The sequence below is a fragment of the Paenibacillus sp. FSL H3-0333 genome, assembly GCF_038002805.1.
In the GTDB taxonomy this organism is placed as follows: Bacteria; Bacillota; Bacilli; order Paenibacillales; family Paenibacillaceae; genus Paenibacillus_AQ; species Paenibacillus_AQ silagei.
In genome coordinates, this window is record NZ_JBBODG010000001.1 from 7,635,705 (window position 1) to 7,654,869 (window position 19,165).

Below are 19,165 nucleotides of genomic sequence, written 5' to 3' on the forward strand. Positions count from 1 at the left end.
TTAGTCCTCCAATTCGTAGCGGTAATCCTCGATCACCGTGTTGGCCAGCAGCTTCTCGCACATTTCCTTCAGGCGTCCTTCCGCTTCTGCGCGGTTATCGGTATCCAAGGTCAGCTCCATATATTTGCCGATCCGCAGGCTTTCAACTTCCTGGAATCCAACGGAATGCAGGGCACCCTGCACGGCAACTCCCTGAGGGTCGAGCACGCTTTTCTTGATGGTGACGTAGACTGTCGCTTTTAACATACGCTTGTAGTTCCTCCTAGAGTTTAATGAACTGAATTAGGCTTAATGGCAGCTTGCTTAACTGCATAATGTACAACTATATTCTCAATATTCCCAGCAAAATTAGCTTTAGTTGCATTTCATACAGCTATTTCTACGGAGATCTGCGTTTCAGGTCATCCCGCTAATTATTAGTTGTACCAAATACATTTAAACAGCAAATGACCTCTTTTTCGGGCAAAATAACTGTAGAGAATGCAATTAAAGTTGGCTGTATCTCTTTAGAATAGGATAATACGATAATCTATAATGCCTTCCCGGTCAGGCGGTGATAGATATCCAGATACCGGCGCGACGTCTCTTCAACCACCTCAGGCGGCAACGGGTCCGGCTTACTGTTTTTGTCCCAGGAGGAGGCTGACAGGTACGTGCGAACCGGCTCCTTATCCATGCTGTCGATCTCAATATCCAGTGCGTACTTGTCCTTGGCCCAGAAGCGGGAAGCATCCGGTGTGAAAATCTCGTCGATCAGAATCACCTTGCCGTCCAGCAGCCCGAACTCGAACTTGCAATCGGCCAGGATGATGCCGCGATCGTTACAATATTCTCTGGCAAAAGCGAACAGCTTCAGGCTCTTCTCCTTCAGCTCAAGTGCAAGCTCTGCACCAATCAGCTCCTGCATCTGCTCAAAAGGGATATCCTCGTCATGGCCGACATCATTCTTGGCTGCCGGTGTGAAAATCGGTTCGGCCAGCACTGCATTCTTGTGCAGTCCCTTAGGAAGCACGATTCCGTTCACCTTGCCGGTCTCCTGATACTGCCGCCAGCCGCCGCCAGTAATACAGCCGCGCACGACACATTCGATATCAATCCGCTGGGCTTTGCGGACGACCATGATGCGGTTCTTCAACGCTTCACGGTCCTTCACAATATCCCCGAGCTTGTCCACCTCGATATGCACCACATGGTTCTCGATCAGCTCCCGGGTCTGGCCGAACCAGAAGGCGCTGAGCCGGTTGAGCACATTGCCCTTATCCGGCACCGCCGGGTCCAGCACATAGTCGAAGGCAGAGATGCGGTCTGTCACCACGATCAGTACCTCATCCCCCAAATCATACAGCTCACGAACCTTGCCTTTGTAGAGCAGCGGCGCATTTACAAGTTCCACGGCAGTGGATACGGCCGATGATGTCATGACCTTTCCTCCCTTGAACAAATGATCTTGCTACATAATTATTCCTTCGGGTTAATAGGGGCACTGCGGGAAGTTTTGGACTTCCGATCGCTGTTATCCTCAGATTTCCTGATTTGAACCGCTATTTGCGGTAGAAATCCGAAGATAAAGGCGAACGCTGACGCTTCTCCAGTTCCAAAATCCCCTCCGCTCCTCCTTTAACCCCAATATCTAAATTCTCTCCAGCTCATCAGTTCACCACTGACTTACTATTTTTATAAAAATTAGATTAGCTCCAGCTTGCGGAAGATGGTGTCCACATGCTTCAGATGCCAGGAAGGATTGAACGCATCCTCAATCTCTTCTGTGCTAAGCACGGCCGTGATCTCCGGGGTTGCTTCCACGATGTCACGGAACTGGGTCTGCTCCTCCCAGGCCTGCATTGCACGCGGCTGCACAGTGTCGTACGCCTGCTCGCGGCTGAAGCCCTTGTCGATCAGCTTCGTCAGAATACGGCCGGAGAACGGAACGCCGAAGGTACGGTTCATGTTGCGCTTCATATTCTCAGGGAATACGGTCAGGTTCTTCACGATATTGCCGAAGCGGTTCAGCATATAGTTCAGCAGCATGGTCGCATCCGGCAGGATGATCCGTTCTACGGAAGAATGCGAAATATCGCGCTCATGCCACAGCGGCACGTTCTCGTAAGCTGTCATCATATGGCCGCGGATGACGCGCGACAGGCCGGAGATGTTCTCGCAGCCGATCGGATTGCGCTTGTGCGGCATAGCGGACGAACCCTTTTGACCCTTGGCAAAAGCCTCCTCTACCTCGCGGATCTCACTCTTCTGCAAAGCGCGGATCTCGGTGGCGAACTTGTCGAGGGAAGTAGCAACCAATGCCAGCGCCGCCATATACTCTGCATGACGGTCACGCTGTAAGGTCTGGGTGGAGATTGGTGCCGGGCTTGTGCCCAGCTTGCGGCAGACGAATTCTTCCACGAACGGGTCGATGTTGGCATAGGTGCCGACCGCCCCGGAGATTTTGCCGAATTGTACGCCTTTGGCCGCATGACGGAAACGCTCCAGGTTCCGCTTCATTTCCTCATACCACAGCGCCATCTTCAGGCCGAATGTTGTTGGCTCTGCATGTACGCCATGGGTACGGCCCATCATCGGGGTATCCTTGTAGGCGATGGCTTTGTCTTTTAGAATCTCAATGAACCGGATAATATCCTGCTCCAGAATCTCGTTGGCCTGACGCAGCAGGTAACCCAGCGCCGTATCGACCACATCTGTCGAGGTTAGTCCGTAATGCACCCATTTGCGCTCTGCGCCAAGGCTCTCGGATACTGCACGGGTAAAAGCAATCACGTCATGGCGCGTCTCCAGTTCAATCTCATCAATCCGCGCAATGTCGAATTTGGCATCCTTGCGCAGCTTCGCGGCATCCTCATGCGGGATCACTCCCAGCTCGGCCCACGCCTCACAGGCGCAAATCTCAACCTCCAGCCACGCGTTGAATTTATTCTCTTCGGTCCATATGGCCCGCATCTCAGGTCTGCTGTAACGTTCAATCATAGCTTGTCAGTTCCTCCAAAGGTTAGTTTGCTCTACCCAGGACAATCCGTCGCCGGTATCCTTGCAGAGCAGGTTGATATGGCCCATTTTACGGCCGGTTTTGCTCTCGGTCTTACCATATATATGAAGCTTGGGCGATATCCCAAGCCGGGTTGCCTCTTCATTCGCACAGCAGGCTGCCTGAACGGCTCCGTCCAGATGTTGGCCGAGTACATTCACCATCACCACAGGAGTCAGCAGCTTCGTATCGCCCAGGGGCAGATTGCAGATCGCCCGCACATGCTGCTCGAACTGCGAGGTCACGCAGGCATCCATCGTGTAATGGCCGGAGTTATGCGGACGCGGGGCCAGCTCATTGACGAACAGCTCTCCATCCTCCGTCACGAACATCTCAACCGCCAGCAGCCCGACCGCCTTCATACCGGAGACAATCCGCTCGGCCAGCTCGCAGGCCCGCCGCTGAATCTCCTCCGGCACCCGCGCAGGGACAATGGAGAGATGCAGGATATTATCCACATGAATGTTCTCGGCAGGCGGGAAGCTCTTAACCTCCCCCGAGGCGCTGCGGGCGGCGATGACCGAAATCTCGCACTGGAAGGTGATGAATTTCTCCAGCACCAGCTCCGGCACTTGCGCCCCGGGCGCGACCTGCCGGAACGCTGCGGCCAGCTCTTCCGGTCTGCGGATGACGGCTTGTCCCTTGCCGTCATACCCCCCTGTGGCTGTCTTCAGCACACAGGGCAGGCCCAGGTCGGCAGCCGCCGCTTCCAGCTCCGCCAGGCTGCCAACCTTGCGGTACGGGGCAACGGGCACGCCCGCTGCCTCAATGGCCGCCTTCTCGCGCAGCCGGTGCTGCGTCGTATACAACAGCGCGCTGCCCTGCGGCACGTACGATTCCTCCGTCAGCAGCGCGGCTACGCCCGCGTCCACGTTCTCGAACTCGTACGTGATGACGTCGGAGCGCCGCGCCAGCTCGCGCGCGGCGTCCCGGTCATTGTACGCCGCAGTGATCTGCGGCGTCACCTGCCCGCACGGAGCATCCTTTGCCGGGTCCAGCGCCACGAAGCGGTAGCCCATGGCGCTGCCGGACAACGCCATCATGCGCCCGAGCTGCCCGCCGCCGAGCACGCCGATCGTTGCGCCGGGCAGCAGCGTCCGTGGCGGCTGCGCCCCGGTCTCTTCCCGCTGTGCCTCAGCCCCGGCAGCTATCGCTTCGCCTTCAGCCTTCACCATTCGCCCAGCTCCGGCACCTTCCGCTTCGCCTTCAGCCTTTACCGCGCGCTCCGCTCCGGCCAGCTCAGCGCCGTCCTCCAGCCGTCCGGCCTTCAGCTCCTCCGGGCTCATAGGCTCTCGCTGCTTTCCAGCACCTCGCGCTGAGTGGCCTCGCGCCGCAGCTGCACCCTTCTCGCCACCTCCGGCTCGAAGGCGCCGATGATCTGCGCCGCCAGCAGTCCCGCATTGATAGCTCCGGCGCGTCCGATCGCTACCGTCGCTACTGGGATGCCCGCAGGCATCTGCACAATAGACAGCAGCGAATCCATGCCGTTCAAAGCCTTCGACTGTACGGGAACCCCGATAACAGGCAGCGTGGTCTTCGCAGCCACCATACCCGGCAGATGCGCCGCGCCGCCCGCTCCGGCGATAATGACCCGCAGGCCGCGCTCCGCCGCCTCCTCGGCATAACGGAACATCAGATCCGGTGTGCGGTGTGCGGAGACAACCTTTTTCTCATAAGCTATGCCTAGCTCCTCCAACACCGCACAGGTATGCTCCATCGTTTCATAGTCCGATTTGCTGCCCATAATGACACCTACTTGCACAGACATCGTTCACCCAGCCTTCCATTTCCGTTATAGAGATTTCTCTGATTTCAGTGTGTCCCGTTTCCTGCCAATTCCCGCATGAACCGTGAAAAATAGCCCGGACTCCAGACGCATTCTGCTGCGGGTGGACCCGGACTACTAAGGAATCAGGTGATAACCGCCCGGCAGCTGCATACTCCCCGTCTCTACAGGCAGGAGAATGCAGGAACACCGCCCCGGGCTGCGGGGAGGCTATCTGCTGTCGTTCCAGTTATCCTATTTCCTCGTAGTCCGGCAATTTACGGTTACCGGGTAGAAACTTCCGGGCCTTATCCCCGGTTTTATACGAGCTCTTCATAGATTCAGTTTAACAACGCCCTACACATCATGTCAACTTAAACACGAACATTGTCATATCATGTCTGTAAAATGTTCGCTTTTGGGCTTGATTGAAAATCTTATTCCCGCTAATCCGCCCATCTGCACATTAAAAAAAGGGGAACGCCTCAGCGTTCCTCTACTAAAGTTACTATTATTTAACAACCAGCACCGGAATGCGCGCACTTTGAACTACATTATGGCTGACGCTGCCCAGAACAAATTCCCGGATACCGCCCAGCCCCCGGCTGCCGATTACGATCACATCTGCATTCTGCTCCTTGGCATAATTCAGAATAATTTCCGCAGGCGATCCCTGCAGCAATTCTACCGTAGCATTCAGACCTTCGGCTTCCAAGCGGCTTTTCACTTCATCCGTAGTCTGGACCGCGAGGTCATAATAATCCTTGTTCACCGATGCCGGCAGAGGCGCGAGAGCTTCCCCGATGAAGAATCGCGGGAATTCAAATGCGTGTACGACGTACAGGGAGGACCCCGGCGTTACCTTAGCCAGCTCAATCGCCCGTTCCAGAGCCTGATTCGAAGCCTTTGAACCGTCATAGGCAAGCAGAATTTTAGAGAATAACATATACGCCACCTCTTTCTATTATTTACATCATTACCAAGCCTGCAAAGGTCTTACCTCAAAAAATATCCATACAGCACCATATTCAGCAGCAGCAGCAGCGGAATTCCGAGTCTGAAGGAAGTATGCCTTGTCTTGTGGCGTTTGCGGTACATGGCAATCAGCACACCCAGCGCACCGCCCATGAACGCCAGCAGGAACAGTGTTTTCTCCGGCACCCGATCCCGTCTTTTCCGGGCCTTGTTCTTGTCTTCCGACATCACTACATACCCGATAATGTTGATCAGCGCGAACCACAGCAATACAACCTTGACCATCCTTCCGGCCCCTCCTCCTAGCATCCTATCTGCTCTCTATTATATTACCCAATCCGGCAAAACACCAATAACCTCACATCACCGGCCCTGCAACCGCCGCTCTTTCTTGCTCTGCTTGCCTGCGAATCCGGCCTCCCTGATCCAGAACCAGGACAGCACCGCCGCAAGCACCGCAGCAATAGCGCCCAGCCAGAAGCCTCCGCGCAGACCGTACGCCGCACTCATCCATCCCGCTACAAAAGGACCGCCGGACATGCCGATCGCATACACCGCCTGATAGAACCCCATCGCTGTCGCCCGCTTGAACGGAGCTACCCCGGAGACGGATTTACCCAGCAGCAGCGGGAAGATCAGGCCTTGCATGAACCCGTTTCCGATCTGTGTGGCACATAAGGCGGCAAGCGTTGGCATCGAAGGAATGAGCAGCGTGAACACCGCACTTCCGGCAAAACCGAGCATCAGCGTCCCCCGGTCCCCCAGCCACCGGCCGAACAGGCGCGCTCCATAGAGGGTCGCTACCGCATGAGGCAGCATAAAAGCCAGCGTCAGCCAGCCGAGACTCCCCTTGCTCGCGCCAATATAGAGCGCCTGGTTCGGCGTGTAGCCGAACATTGTAATGAACAGCACACAATGGGCCAGCACCGATAACAGCGATACTTTTACCAGCAGCGGCTCCTTCACGACACCGGCCAGATCCTTGAGCTTAATCGCCGTGCGCTTCTCCAGCTGTTGCTCCGGAAGACGGACGACCAGCAGCATCGCGGCCACCGCCACAATCCCACCGATGATGAACGGGGTATTCCAGCCGAAGTGGTCTACGATATAGCCGCTGATCATCATGCTGGTCAACTGGGCAATCACCGTGGTGAACTGGAGCATACCCATAGCCCTGCCCGCCTCTTCTTTCGGAAAATACCCCGCGAACATCACCGAGTACACGACCCACGCCGATGCTGCTATCCCCGAAACCGCCCGCGCCGCCAGCGCCCAGCCCGGATGTGCCCCTGCCAGGAACAGCAGACAGCTCGCTCCGCTTGCGATCAGCCCCAGATAAATGAACGGCCGCCGCCGGTTAAGCACATCTGAACCCATCCCTATAGGCAGCCGGAACAGAATCTGCATCAGGCCGTAGATCCCCAGCACCGCTCCCACCATGACATAAGAAGCTCCCAGATGCTCCACATACGGCGAGAGCACCGGAACATAGATATAAGAAGAGAACCAGAACATAAAGACGATCACCAGAAAATACAACCGGCTGCTCCCCTTCGTACCCGGAGCCTCTGCCGCTTTCGCCACACCCGCTAAACCTTCAGCCGCCGCCACTTCTCCACCTGCCCCACTCTATTTACCGGAGCCCTAACGCTGACCCCGTATCAATCTTCTACAGTAAAGCATATCTGCCGTCCCTTGGACAGCCTTACTTTGGCTTCTTGCGGCTACTTGCCCTTCTGTTTCGCTTCCATCGCAGCCTTCAGCAGGTCACCAAGATTGTTGCCGGCACTTTCCGTCTTGCTGTACTGCTGTACCAGCTTCTGCTGCTCGCGTTTGTTGATATGCTTGCGGTCCTTATCCATCGTCTCTGTAATTCCGCAGCCGAGGCACTGCACATACTTCCCGGCCTTGCCTTCCTTCATCTCCATCTTCTTATGGCACTGCGGGCAGCGGCGGTTCGACAACTGCTTCTCGCCCGCCCGGGTGTAGCCGCAGTCCTCCTTCGGACAGACCAGCAGCTTGCCGCGTTTGGTCTTCTTTTCTAACATCCTTGTTCCACACTCCGGACAATGGCTGTTAGAGACATTATGCGGCTTGTATTCCGCTCCGCTGTTCTTCACCCCGGACACCAGCTCCTGGGCCATACTCCGGATACCCTGCAGGAAAGGCTCCGGGCGCCCCTGCCCGCGCGCAATTCTCTCCAGCTCCGCTTCCCAGCGTGCCGTCAGCTCCGGTGTACGCAGCTGTCCCGAGACCAGCTCAATCAACTGCTTGCCCTTGCCAGTCGGATGCAGCAGATTGCCCTGCCGTTCAATCGTATCCGAGCTGACCAGCTTCTCAATAATATCCGCACGGGTGGCTGGTGTCCCCAGCCCATGCTTCTCCATCTGCGTCAGCAGCGTGGCTTCATTATAACGCTTAGGCGGCTGTGTCCGTCCCGGCTTGATGATGCAGCGCTCCACCTTCACAGGGTCGCCTTCCCGCAGCTCCGGCAGCTTCAAACTGCCTGCTGCGGGTTCATCCCCCGCATCCTCCTCGTCGTCATCCGAGCTCATATCTCCGCCGTATACCTCACGCCAGCCTGCATCCTTGATGGTAGTTCCCTTGACATAGAAGCTTTCCCCATCTACAGTTACCGTCACAGCTACGGCGTCATAACGGGCCTGAGGATAGAACAGGCTGATGAACCGCCTTACGATCAGATCGTAGAGCTTCCGCTCTTCCGCACTCAGCAGATTGAGCAGCACCGTCTGCTCTGTCGGAATAATCGCGTGGTGATCGCTGACCTTGCTGTCATCGACAATCCGCTTCGTAATCGGCAGCGGCTTCCGCAGCAGTGGTCTGGCGAGGGCTGCATACGGCCCGACAGCCACGCTGTCGAGCCTTTCTTTTAGCGTGCCCGTCATATCAGCGGTCAGATAACGGCTGTCTGTACGCGGATAGGTGACCAGCTTATGCTGTTCATACAGCTTCTGGAGCACACTTGAGGTCTGTTTGGCCGAGAAGCCGAATTTGCGGTTGGCATCCCGCTGCAGTTCTGTCAGATCATAAGCCAGCGGATGCGGCTCGCTTTTCTCACTCTTCTGCACCTTAGTAATCCGTCCGCTGCGGCCCGTGAGCTTCTCCTTGAGGACCCCCGTCTTCTCCCTGTCAAAAATCCGGCCATCCCCGCCCTGCGCACGCCACCCCGCCTGGAAATTCCCGAAATCCCCAGTCAGCAGGTCATATTCCTGGGAACGGAAGCCGGTAATCTCATTCTCCCGGTCCATAATCATTCCCAGGGTAGGTGTCTGCACACGCCCCGCAGAGAGCGGCGCGCCGAACTTGCAGGTTAAGGCCCGCGTCACATTCAGCCCGATCATCCAATCCGCCTCAGCACGGCAGCGGGCAGATTCATACAGCCGGTCGAAATCCCGTCCAGGCCGCAGCGAAGCGAAGCCCTCCTTAATGGCCTTATCCGTCTGCGAAGAGATCCACAGCCGCCGGAACGGCTTTTTCCAGCCTGCCATATTCATTATCCAACGGGCCAGCAGCTCACCCTCACGCGCCGCATCCGTTGCTACGATCAGCTCCTCTACATCCTGCCGCTTCATCAACTGCTGCACAGCCTTATACTGCTGGCTGGTCTCGCGCAGCACCTTCAGCTTGGCCTTCTCTGGAAGAATCGGCAGATCCTCCAGCGCCCACGTTGCATATTTATTGTTATAGTCCTCAGGCTCAGCCAGGCCCACTAGATGCCCAAGCGCCCAGGTCACCACATATTTCGGACCTTCCATATAACTCTTCTGTTTATTCCCACAGCCCAGCACCCGCGCAATCTCACGGGCCACCGACGGCTTCTCTGCCAATACCAATACCTTCATCGTCCAAACCCCTCCCTGTCATCAACAACCTATTATACCATGACATACAAGTCCGCAATTATCATCAGGCCGAATTCCCTTTCCTTCCGATAAACTAGAATCATCCCCCAGCCGAAAGGAGTCACAGCCAATGCCCGCCTCAGAATTGTATAATATTATACCAGTAGGAGTAGTAACGGGAACACAGCAGAACCTGCGACTTGAGATTAGACCCGAATACAGACCTGCCTTGAAGGGGTTAGATGCTTTCAGCCACTGCCAGATCTTGTGGTGGATTCATGAGTTTGCAGATGATAGCTTCCGGGGGACTACTCAGATTGAGCCTCCCTATAATGCGCCGGTAAGCGGTGTTTTTGCGACCCGGTCTCCAGTCCGCCCTAATCCGCTTGGACTCACGGTTGCCCGTATTATATCCGTCGATCTTGATCAGGGAATTGTGGAGGTCAGCGGACTGGATGCCTATCCGGGAACACCCGTAATTGATATCAAAGCTTATTTCCCTTCCACCGACCGTGTTCGTCAGGTTAGAGTGCCCGCATGGGCCGCATCATGGGGAGAATGGACTGTAGAGTAGACCGTAGAGGAGAGGACTTTATGAAGAACAGCCAGCTTATTCTGCAGGCGACCCAATATATCGAAGCGAATCTGAAGCAGCCGCTGTCTGTTCTGACCCTCTCCAGAGAGAGCGGCTATTCCATGTTCCACTTCATCCGACTGTTTCAGGGAGTTACCGGACTCACACCGGGCGACTATATAGCAAGACGGAGGATTTCCGAGGCAGCCCGTGATATTCTAAGCAGACCCGGGCGGACCTTTCACGAGATCTCACTGGACTATGCTTATAATGATTACGAGACCTTCACCCGGGCCTTCAAAAGACTGCTGCGCACTACCCCCACCCATATCCGCCATAAGTCTACCCCGGATATCCCTCTGCTGCTCCATCCCTTGCAGCCAAAAGATTTGCCGCACTGGTCAGACCAGAAGGGCGTCTCTCCTGACCTGATTGAGCTTGGTGCAATCAGGCTTCAGGGGCCATTCATTACCGTTACGCAAGATCATTCGGTCATCGGAGCAGCTTGGGAGCAGCTATTCAGCAGTCTTCCGGCTATCCCGGACCGCAAGCTTCCAGTGCAGTATTACCAGCTAGGCTATTGGCCGGATAACTATGAGGATAACGGAATCTCCTTTCACATCGCCTGTGAGCTAAACTCCATAGCATCTGTACATACCGGCACTAGCGTTCAGGCAAGCTGCGGACAAGCAGTCAACCACCTCCCTATCCACACACTGCCGCCAGCACGTTATCTCAGATTTAAGCATACAGGGCCATCCGCAGAAGTTTCTGCCACCTACAAATATATCTATGGCGTTTTTCTGCCGAGAACCGATTACCGCCTCAATCTGTCTTATGAATTCGAATACTACGGCAAAGACTATCTGGGCCCCTACCATCCTAACTCTATAAGTGAAATCTACATTCCGTTAACACTGCTCTAATCAGCAAAATAACCCCACAAAGTGAGGCTTTAGCTTCGATGATGACTCAGGTATTTTTCAAAAAAGCCCGCATCTGCACAGCAGACGCGGACAAGGGCTCAGCCTATCTTACCCATTCCCGTTTTCACGGTTCGCGGGTTCATGGAATCACTATAGTGCTCTCAAGGTCCTTATGATAAGTTCTCACCGGTTTCCCATTGTCATCCAACAAGAGCTTCAGATCATTATCCAAAGTCATGGTATACGGTCTGACCGTAATCGTCTTAGGGGTTTGCGGGAAGGTATTGTATAGGCTATCTACAATAGGATGCTGAACAGCCTTCATCAAGGCATATCCTTGCTTGGAAGCAGCAACATTACCCGCATCATCCACAAGCTCATAGAATACCGCAGTTGGACCATATTCCCCTGTCTGCTCCGGTGATGCAGGCACTTCCCCTTCACTGGTGATGATCATCCTCATGGCAGCAGGCGTGATGTCCAGACTCTTTACTTTATAATGGAAGGAGTCTTTGCTCGCCCCCTGGCCCGGGGTAAGGTTGATGATTCCCTCCGCAAGCTTCTTCGCTGTTACCTCGAACTCAAACGGCTCGGCGATCTGGGCAACCGGTACGCGGATATTCACCTTGAATTCGTCTCCGAGAGCCGAAGCATTGTGCAGTTCTCTAAGCTCCAATAAGAGGGTGTTCGGTTGTCCTTTTACGTCACCTGTGATAGAAGAACCGAAGCCGATAGGCTCTCCTGTCGCCAGAGTAACCTCTGGCAGACCCAGCAGTCCTTTAGTTGATTGATCGAATTCATGGGTTTTAAAATCAGTAATCTCCGCAAGCACCCGCTCATCTGCTACTCCGGTTCTTTCGAAGCCGATGGCCAACTGGATTCCGTCATAAAATACCTCCGTAACACTTAAAGTCACTCCATCTTTGGTAACGCTCATATTAGGTGAAGTAGTCAGGCCCTGTTCCGCCGCCAATTTCAAACCCGGGTTCTCCGTATGCTTGAATATACTGCTGAACACGGGGAGCTGACTCAAGGTATCTGCCCAGGCCGGGGAGATGAATCCTGCAGTTATCGTACCTAATCCTATCACTGCAGCTATACTTGCGGCTGCTAACGTCTTCTTAAGCAATTTGCTTCCTCCTCTGGTCTCCAAATGTTCGATCCGGTTCATAATCTGCTCATTATAGCTATCTACAGGAAGCTCTACTCTTCCGACGCTGCTGCGAATACGTTCCAACATTTGCTTCTCAGTTTGATTCTGCCACTTCTCCATGAGCACACCCTCCCCTTTCATCCGCTTTTTGCTGAATCAGTTTTTTACGGAGCCGTTCATATTTTTTGCGCAGCGCCGCTGAACTGCTTCCGGTAATCATTGAGATCTCTTCGAAGCTGTATTGTTCAATGACACGAAGGATTAATAGCCCCCGCTCTTCCGAAGTGAGATTTTCAAAAATCCGGTCTACCGGCGACTCCTCCGACAACGCTTGTTGATTCGTCATCAGTTGCAGCTTATAAAGGGACAGCAACCGGCTGCGGCGCTTACGCCTGCGAAGCTCGTCCAGACAATGATGATAAGCCACCTTATATAGCCAAGCCGAAAAAGAAACCCGCCGTTCATAACGCCCAAGCTGCTGATACACCTTAACGAATATATCCTGCACAGCATCCTCCGCTTCTTCACGGCTCCTTAGGAGATAGTAGCAATACGTGTAAATCTTTCTTTCATACTCCTTAATTATTGTTGAGAACGCTTGCCTGTCTCCTGCGTGTACCTGATGAATGGCTTCTTCAATCTTATTTGGATTCATTGGGCCCCCGGGGTTGCCTTGCTCCAAAGGAATCACCTCCACTTTCCTTTTACACCTGTATAACGAATGCCAATTGTGTATTTGTGACATATAAGGAAATAGCAAATATGACAAAAGACAGTTCCCCTGAAATTCGAGCAACTGTCTAGATTTAACGCTATGCAAGTCTCTCTCTCTCAGACATCAACCTTTCTTCTAAGCTTCAGGCAAGCTTCAAAAAAGATCCGCTCCCCGCCTTGCCCGCGCACATATATACCTTCTTCAGTTAGAGAAGATCGCATAACACTAATCTCCTCAGCATATTTGGCTTCCTGGGCATAGGTGATATGAAGCCCCGTAAGCTCTAACTCCTCCCACTCCTCCAGCGCCAGAGCATCACAACATAAATCTGCATACCGCGCGTTGTTAAGATGTTTGTTGTTATCCAGCCCGCTATATCTTACCTGATAACGGTAAGCCTCCTGCAAGGGGAGTTCGTATGGAATAATTACTTTATCCGGCAGACTTCCTACGGAATCCTCTAAATACGGCTCAACAACAATAGGCAAGGCTGACGGACGCAAAATCTTCCGCTTCCCGATATCCACAAGGGCCCAGATCGAGCGCGTCGAAGCAAGCTCTACACCTTGGGCGTCATAGATCCGGTAATCCCGCTGCCAGAGCGGTCCTTTGTTTCCTTTACTCCAGGTATGTACCTCAAGAAGCTCTCCCGGGGACGGGAGTCGCTGCAGATTCAGATCAAGGGTGATGACCATCCAGCCCATTCCCGCCCTGAGCATACTCTCCATACTTAGCCCCAGGCTGCTTACAGCCGAATCCGCAGCACGCTGCATAATATCCAGCAGGAAGGAAAGCTTGCCCCTTGACCGGTAATCCGTGTCACTTGCCTGAACCCTGAACTGCTCTGTCCACAAAAAGCTGCTATGCTTGTCCATAACTTTTGGCTCCTTCACCTATCTATCCCCAATTCTCGGTACCTATCCACATTATTCTAACGGATATCCACATCATTTGGGGAGAAGTATCAAAAAAACTAAATCTATCCACATGTGTATAACTATGCGTCACTTGTAAGAAGACCTGAAATCTACTCACAAGCTGTCCACAAGGCTTCCCCGAAAATACAAAAAGACCACTGTCTGAGAATCAACAGTGGTCTTGTGTGCTTGGCAACGTCCTACTCTCCCAGGACCCTTCGGTCCAAGTACCATCGGCGCTGGAGGGCTTAACGGTCGTGTTCGGGATGGGTACGTGTGGAACCCCTCCGCTATCGCCACCAAACGGGCATTTACAGCGTAAATGCTTCAGGAATTTGATTCCTGAAAACTGAATCCGAAACGAATCTGCGAATTATTTTTTGGATAAGCCCTCGACCGATTAGTATTGGTCAGCTCCATGCATTGCTGCACTTCCACCTCCAACCTATCTACCTCGTCGTCTTCAAGGGGTCTTACATGTTGGGAAATCTCATCTTGAGGGGGGCTTCACGCTTAGATGCTTTCAGCGCTTATCCCGTCCGTACGTAGCTACTCAGCCATGCTCCTGGCGGAACAACTGATGCACCAGCGGTACGTCCATCCCGGTCCTCTCGTACTAAGGACAGCTCCTCTCAAATTTCCTGCGCCCACGACAGATAGGGACCGAACTGTCTCACGACGTTCTGAACCCAGCTCGCGTACCGCTTTAATGGGCGAACAGCCCAACCCTTGGGACCTACTTCAGCCCCAGGATGCGATGAGCCGACATCGAGGTGCCAAACCTCCCCGTCGATGTGGACTCTTGGGGGAGATAAGCCTGTTATCCCCAGGGTAGCTTTTATCCGTTGAGCGATGGCCCTTCCATGCGGTACCACCGGATCACTAAGTCCGACTTTCGTCCCTGCTCGACTTGTAGGTCTCGCAGTCAAGCTCCCTTATGCCTTTGCACTCTGCGAATGATTTCCAACCATTCTGAGGGAACCTTTGAACGCCTCCGTTACTCTTTAGGAGGCGACCGCCCCAGTCAAACTGCCCGCCTGACACGGTCCCCGTACCCGATGAGGGCACTAGGTTAGAACCTAGATACGATCAGGGTGGTATCCCAACGGCGCCTCCAGCGAAGCTTGCGCTCCGCTCTCACCGGCTCCCACCTATCCTGTACAGATCGTACCCAAATTCAATATCAAGCTGCAGTAAAGCTCCATGGGGTCTTTCCGTCTTGTCGCGGGTAACCTGCATCTTCACAGGTATTAAAATTTCACCGGATCTCTCGTTGAGACAGCGCCCAAGTCGTTACGCCATTCGTGCGGGTCAGAATTTACCTGACAAGGAATTTCGCTACCTTAGGACCGTTATAGTTACGGCCGCCGTTTACTGGGGCTTCGGTTCACAGCTTCGGGTTTAACCCCTAACCGCTCCCCTTAACCTTCCAGCACCGGGCAGGCGTCAGCCCGTATACTTCGCCTTACGGCTTCGCACAGACCTGTGTTTTTGCTAAACAGTCGCTTGGGCCTTTTCACTGCGGCCCCCTCGGGCTATTCACCCTACCGAGGCACCCCTTCTCCCGAAGTTACGGGGTCATTTTGCCGAGTTCCTTAACGAGAGTTCTTCCGCGCGCCTTAGAATTCTCTTCTCGCCTACCTGTGTCGGTTTGCGGTACGGGCACCTTCTCCTGGCTAGAGGCTTTTCTTGGCAGTGTGAGATCATGACCTTCGCTACTGTAATTTTCGCTCCCCATCACAGCCCAGCCTTACGATGTGCGGATTTGCCTACACACCAGCCTCACTGCTTAGACGGACATCCATCAGTCCGCGTCACTACCCTCCTGCGTCACCCCATCGCTCATAGCGGATTACGGTGGTACAGTAATTTCAAACTGTTGTCCTTCGACTACGCCTGTCGGCCTCGCCTTAGGTCCCGACTTACCCTGAGCGGACGAGCCTTCCTCAGGAAACCTTGGGCTTTCGGCGGATCAGATTCTCACTGATCTTTTCGTTACTCATACCGGCATTCTCACTTGTATACTCTCCAGCGCTCCTTACGGTACACCTTCAACGTATATACAACGCTCCCCTACCCCAGATGCAAAGCATCTAGCCATAGCTTCGGTGGTGTGTTTAGCCCCGTTACATTTTCGGCGCAGAGTCACTCGACCAGTGAGCTATTACGCACTCTTTCAATGGTGGCTGCTTCTAAGCCAACATCCTGGTTGTCTGTGCAACTCCACATCCTTTCCCACTTAACACACACTTGGGGACCTTAGCTGATGGTCTGGGCTGTTTCCCTTTTGACAATGGATCTTAGCACTCACTGTCTGACTCCCGGCAAGAAGTAAATGGCATTCGGAGTTTGACTGAGCTTGGTAACCCTTGCGGGCCCCGCACCCAATCAGTGCTCTACCTCCACCACTCCATTCACCGAGGCTAGCCCTAAAGCTATTTCGGGGAGAACCAGCTATCTCCGAGTTCGATTGGAATTTCTCCGCTACCCCCACCTCATCCCCGCATTTTTCAACATGCGTGGGTTCGGGCCTCCAGTGCGTGTTACCGCACCTTCACCCTGGACAGGGGTAGATCACACGGTTTCGGGTCTACGTCCACATACTTAGTCGCCCTATTCAGACTCGCTTTCGCTGCGGCTCCGGCTTCTCACCTTAACCTTGCATGTTAAACGTAACTCGCCGGTTCATTCTACAAAAGGCACGCCATCACCCATAAAGAGGGCTCTGACTTTTTGTAAGCACACGGTTTCAGGTTCTATTTCACTCCCCTTCCGGGGTGCTTTTCACCTTTCCCTCACGGTACTGTTTCACTATCGGTCGCCAGGTAGTATTTAGCCTTAGCAGATGGTCCTGCTGGATTCATACGGGGTTTCACGTGCCCCGCACTACTCGGGATCCGTCTCGGAGAGAACACAGTTTGGGCTACAGGGCTTTTACCTCTATCGCGGGCCTTTCCAGACCTCTTCACCTACCATATTCCTTTGTAACTCCATGTGAGACGTCCCACAACCCCAAGAGGCAAGCCCCTTGGTTTAGGCTGTTCCGCGTTCGCTCGCCGCTACTGACGGAATCACTATTGTTTTCTCTTCCTCAGGGTACTTAGATGTTTCAGTTCCCCTGGTCTGCCTCTGCGTATCCTATGTATTCAGATACGAGTAACTGCGAATTACCACAGCTGGGTTTCCCCATTCGGACACCCCCGGATCAAAGCTTGCTTACAGCTCCCCGAGGCAGTTTCGTTGTTCGCCACGTCCTTCGTCGGCTCCTGGCGCCTAGGCATCCTCCGTGTGCTCTTAGTAGCTTAACCAATGCGTTTTCCGTTAGGAAAACCGCTTAGCATCGCCATTAATTCAAAACTTGTTTACACAAGTTCAGCTTAAAGGAATGTTCTAAAACGCAAATTCGTTTCGGTATCCAGTTTTCAAGGATCAAGTTTCTTACTTGAGAGCTTAAACTCTCAAAACTGACCAACGAGTGAGTATTCGAACCCAAGGGTTCTATTATGGAAGCTAAGCTTCCGATTTGAATGTCTTCGTTGCAGAAGACGATTCTCCATAGAAAGGAGGTGATCCAGCCGCACCTTCCGATACGGCTACCTTGTTACGACTTCACCCCAATCATCTACCCCACCTTCGGCGGCTGGCTCCCTTGCGGGTTACCCCACCGACTTCGGGTGTTGTAAACTCTCGTGGTGTGACGGGCGGTGTGTACAAGACCCGGGAACGTATTCACCGCGGCATGCTGATCCGCGATTACTAGCAATTCCGACTTCATGCAGGCGAGTTGCAGCCTGCAATCCGAACTGAGACCGGCTTTGCTGGGATTGGCTCCACCTCGCGGCTTCGCTTCCCGTTGTACCGGCCATTGTAGTACGTGTGTAGCCCAGGTCATAAGGGGCATGATGATTTGACGTCATCCCCACCTTCCTCCGGTTTGTCACCGGCAGTCACTCTAGAGTGCCCAGCTCAACCTGCTGGCAACTAAAGTCAAGGGTTGCGCTCGTTGCGGGACTTAACCCAACATCTCACGACACGAGCTGACGACAACCATGCACCACCTGTCTCAACTTTCCCCGAAGGGCACCTGATGCATCTCTGCTTCGTTAGTTGGATGTCAAGACCTGGTAAGGTTCTTCGCGTTGCTTCGAATTAAACCACATACTCCACTGCTTGTGCGGGTCCCCGTCAATTCCTTTGAGTTTCAGTCTTGCGACCGTACTCCCCAGGCGGAGTGCTTACTGTGTTAACTTCGGCACCAAGGGTATCGAAACCCCTAACACCTAGCACTCATCGTTTACGGCGTGGACTACCAGGGTATCTAATCCTGTTTGCTCCCCACGCTTTCGCGCCTCAGCGTCAGTTACAGCCCAGAAAGTCGCCTTCGCCACTGGTGTTCCTCCACATATCTACGCATTTCACCGCTACACGTGGAATTCCACTTTCCTCTTCTGTACTCAAGTCACCCAGTTTCCAGTGCGACCTCAGGTTGAGCCCAAGGTTTAAACACCAGACTTAAATAACCGCCTGCGCGCGCTTTACGCCCAATAATTCCGGACAACGCTTGCCCCCTACGTATTACCGCGGCTGCTGGCACGTAGTTAGCCGGGGCTTTCTTCTCAGGTACCGTCACTCCGGTAGCAGTTACTCTACCGGACGTTCTTCCCTGGCAACAGAGCTTTACGATCCGAAAACCTTCATCACTCACGCGGCATTGCTCCGTCAGGCTTGCGCCCATTGCGGAAGATTCCCTACTGCTGCCTCCCGTAGGAGTCTGGGCCGTGTCTCAGTCCCAGTGTGGCCGTTCACCCTCTCAGGTCGGCTACGCATCGTCGCCTTGGTGGGCCGTTACCCCACCAACTAGCTAATGCGCCGCAGGCCCATCCCCAAGCAGCAGATTGCTCCGCCTTTCATTCTCTCCTCAGGAGAAAAAAGAAATTATCCGGTATTAGCTACCGTTTCCGGTAGTTATCCCAGGCTTGAGGGCAGGTTGCCTACGTGTTACTCACCCGTCCGCCGCTAAGTCTGAAAGGAAGCAAGCTTCCTCTCAAACTCCGCTCGACTTGCATGTATTAGGCATGCCGCCAGCGTTCGTCCTGAGCCAGGATCAAACTCTCCAAATTGGTATTTAGAAAGAGCGATTGCTCATTTTGAAACATCTGACGAGAATTTACATTCTCATTTTTGGATCTCACCGAAGTGATTTCCAGATACTCACTCGTTGTTCAGTTTTCAAAGATCAA

The 19,165-nt window shown here is 53.8% G+C and carries 14 protein-coding genes, 3 rRNA genes and 1 riboswitch; of the genes, 2 read left to right on the forward strand and 15 right to left on the reverse strand.

All coding sequences use genetic code 11. The annotated features are described in order from the left end of the window. The 9 genes from purS to MHH78_RS33245 form a co-directional block, all read right to left on the reverse strand. Entirely contained in the window at window positions 1-246 is a 246-nt protein-coding gene (gene purS, locus MHH78_RS33205) for a phosphoribosylformylglycinamidine synthase subunit PurS (RefSeq protein ID WP_019913657.1), read from the reverse strand. 283 nt (window positions 247-529) lie between these two features. Then, the gene (locus MHH78_RS33210) at window positions 530-1,420 is read right to left on the reverse strand and encodes a phosphoribosylaminoimidazolesuccinocarboxamide synthase (RefSeq protein WP_341170230.1); all 891 of its coding nucleotides are present in this window, start codon (window positions 1,418-1,420) and stop codon (window positions 530-532) included. Between the two features lie 263 nt (window positions 1,421-1,683). Beyond that, window positions 1,684-2,979, reverse strand: coding sequence for an adenylosuccinate lyase (gene purB, locus MHH78_RS33215; protein ID WP_341170231.1), 1,296 nt, complete (start codon window positions 2,977-2,979; stop codon window positions 1,684-1,686). 6 nt (window positions 2,980-2,985) lie between these two features. Further along, on the reverse strand, window positions 2,986-4,212 hold the full coding sequence (gene purK, locus MHH78_RS33220; RefSeq protein WP_445668114.1) for a 5-(carboxyamino)imidazole ribonucleotide synthase: 1,227 nt from the start codon (window positions 4,210-4,212) through the stop codon (window positions 2,986-2,988). Window positions 4,213-4,319: 107 nt separating this feature from the next. Beyond that, window positions 4,320-4,805, reverse strand: coding sequence for a 5-(carboxyamino)imidazole ribonucleotide mutase (purE, locus tag MHH78_RS33225; RefSeq protein ID WP_076080169.1), 486 nt, complete (start codon window positions 4,803-4,805; stop codon window positions 4,320-4,322). 243 nt (window positions 4,806-5,048) lie between these two features. After that, window positions 5,049-5,150: riboswitch (purine riboswitch) on the reverse strand. A gap of 163 nt (window positions 5,151-5,313) precedes the next feature. Further along, window positions 5,314-5,748: a universal stress protein gene (locus MHH78_RS33230; protein WP_340944376.1), complete on the reverse strand. Its 435-nt coding sequence runs from the start codon at window positions 5,746-5,748 to the stop codon at window positions 5,314-5,316. 50 nt (window positions 5,749-5,798) lie between these two features. Then, window positions 5,799-6,062 (reverse strand): DUF1294 domain-containing protein, encoded by a 264-nt coding sequence (locus MHH78_RS33235; protein WP_036693313.1) that lies wholly within the window; start codon window positions 6,060-6,062, stop codon window positions 5,799-5,801. 78 nt (window positions 6,063-6,140) lie between these two features. Then, complete coding sequence (locus MHH78_RS33240; protein ID WP_341170233.1) at window positions 6,141-7,388, reverse strand: MFS transporter; 1,248 nt, start codon at window positions 7,386-7,388, stop codon at window positions 6,141-6,143. Window positions 7,389-7,501: 113 nt separating this feature from the next. Beyond that, window positions 7,502-9,640, reverse strand: a complete 2,139-nt coding sequence (locus MHH78_RS33245; protein WP_341170234.1) for a DNA topoisomerase III — start codon at window positions 9,638-9,640, stop codon at window positions 7,502-7,504. A gap of 130 nt (window positions 9,641-9,770) precedes the next feature. Here MHH78_RS33245 and tsaA point away from each other — a divergent pair, with 130 nt between their 5' ends. Both tsaA and MHH78_RS33255 read left to right on the forward strand, forming a co-directional pair. Beyond that, window positions 9,771-10,214 (forward strand): tRNA (N6-threonylcarbamoyladenosine(37)-N6)-methyltransferase TrmO, encoded by a 444-nt coding sequence (gene tsaA / locus MHH78_RS33250; RefSeq protein ID WP_341170235.1) that lies wholly within the window; start codon window positions 9,771-9,773, stop codon window positions 10,212-10,214. 20 nt (window positions 10,215-10,234) lie between these two features. After that, window positions 10,235-11,140: an AraC family transcriptional regulator gene (locus MHH78_RS33255; protein ID WP_341170236.1), complete on the forward strand. Its 906-nt coding sequence runs from the start codon at window positions 10,235-10,237 to the stop codon at window positions 11,138-11,140. A 139-nt stretch (window positions 11,141-11,279) separates the two neighbouring features. Here MHH78_RS33255 and MHH78_RS33260 read toward each other — a convergent pair whose 3' ends face one another. The 6 genes from MHH78_RS33260 to MHH78_RS33285 form a co-directional block, all read right to left on the reverse strand. Further along, window positions 11,280-12,413, reverse strand: coding sequence for a DUF4179 domain-containing protein (locus tag MHH78_RS33260; protein ID WP_341170237.1), 1,134 nt, complete (start codon window positions 12,411-12,413; stop codon window positions 11,280-11,282). After that, window positions 12,388-12,948: an RNA polymerase sigma factor gene (locus MHH78_RS33265; protein ID WP_341170238.1), complete on the reverse strand. Its 561-nt coding sequence runs from the start codon at window positions 12,946-12,948 to the stop codon at window positions 12,388-12,390. Before MHH78_RS33265 ends, MHH78_RS33260 begins: the two co-directional genes overlap by 26 nt. Before the next feature lie 176 nt (window positions 12,949-13,124). After that, window positions 13,125-13,883 (reverse strand): acyl-[acyl-carrier-protein] thioesterase, encoded by a 759-nt coding sequence (locus MHH78_RS33270; protein WP_341170239.1) that lies wholly within the window; start codon window positions 13,881-13,883, stop codon window positions 13,125-13,127. A 229-nt stretch (window positions 13,884-14,112) separates the two neighbouring features. Continuing rightward, window positions 14,113-14,229: ribosomal RNA gene (rrf, locus tag MHH78_RS33275) — 5S ribosomal RNA — on the reverse strand. A 76-nt stretch (window positions 14,230-14,305) separates the two neighbouring features. Beyond that, a 23S ribosomal RNA gene (locus MHH78_RS33280) occupies window positions 14,306-17,233 on the reverse strand. 251 nt (window positions 17,234-17,484) lie between these two features. After that, window positions 17,485-19,045 (reverse strand): 16S ribosomal RNA (locus MHH78_RS33285). The 16S, 23S and 5S rRNA genes sit together here, the layout of an rRNA operon. Window positions 19,046-19,165: the final 120 nt, after the last annotated feature.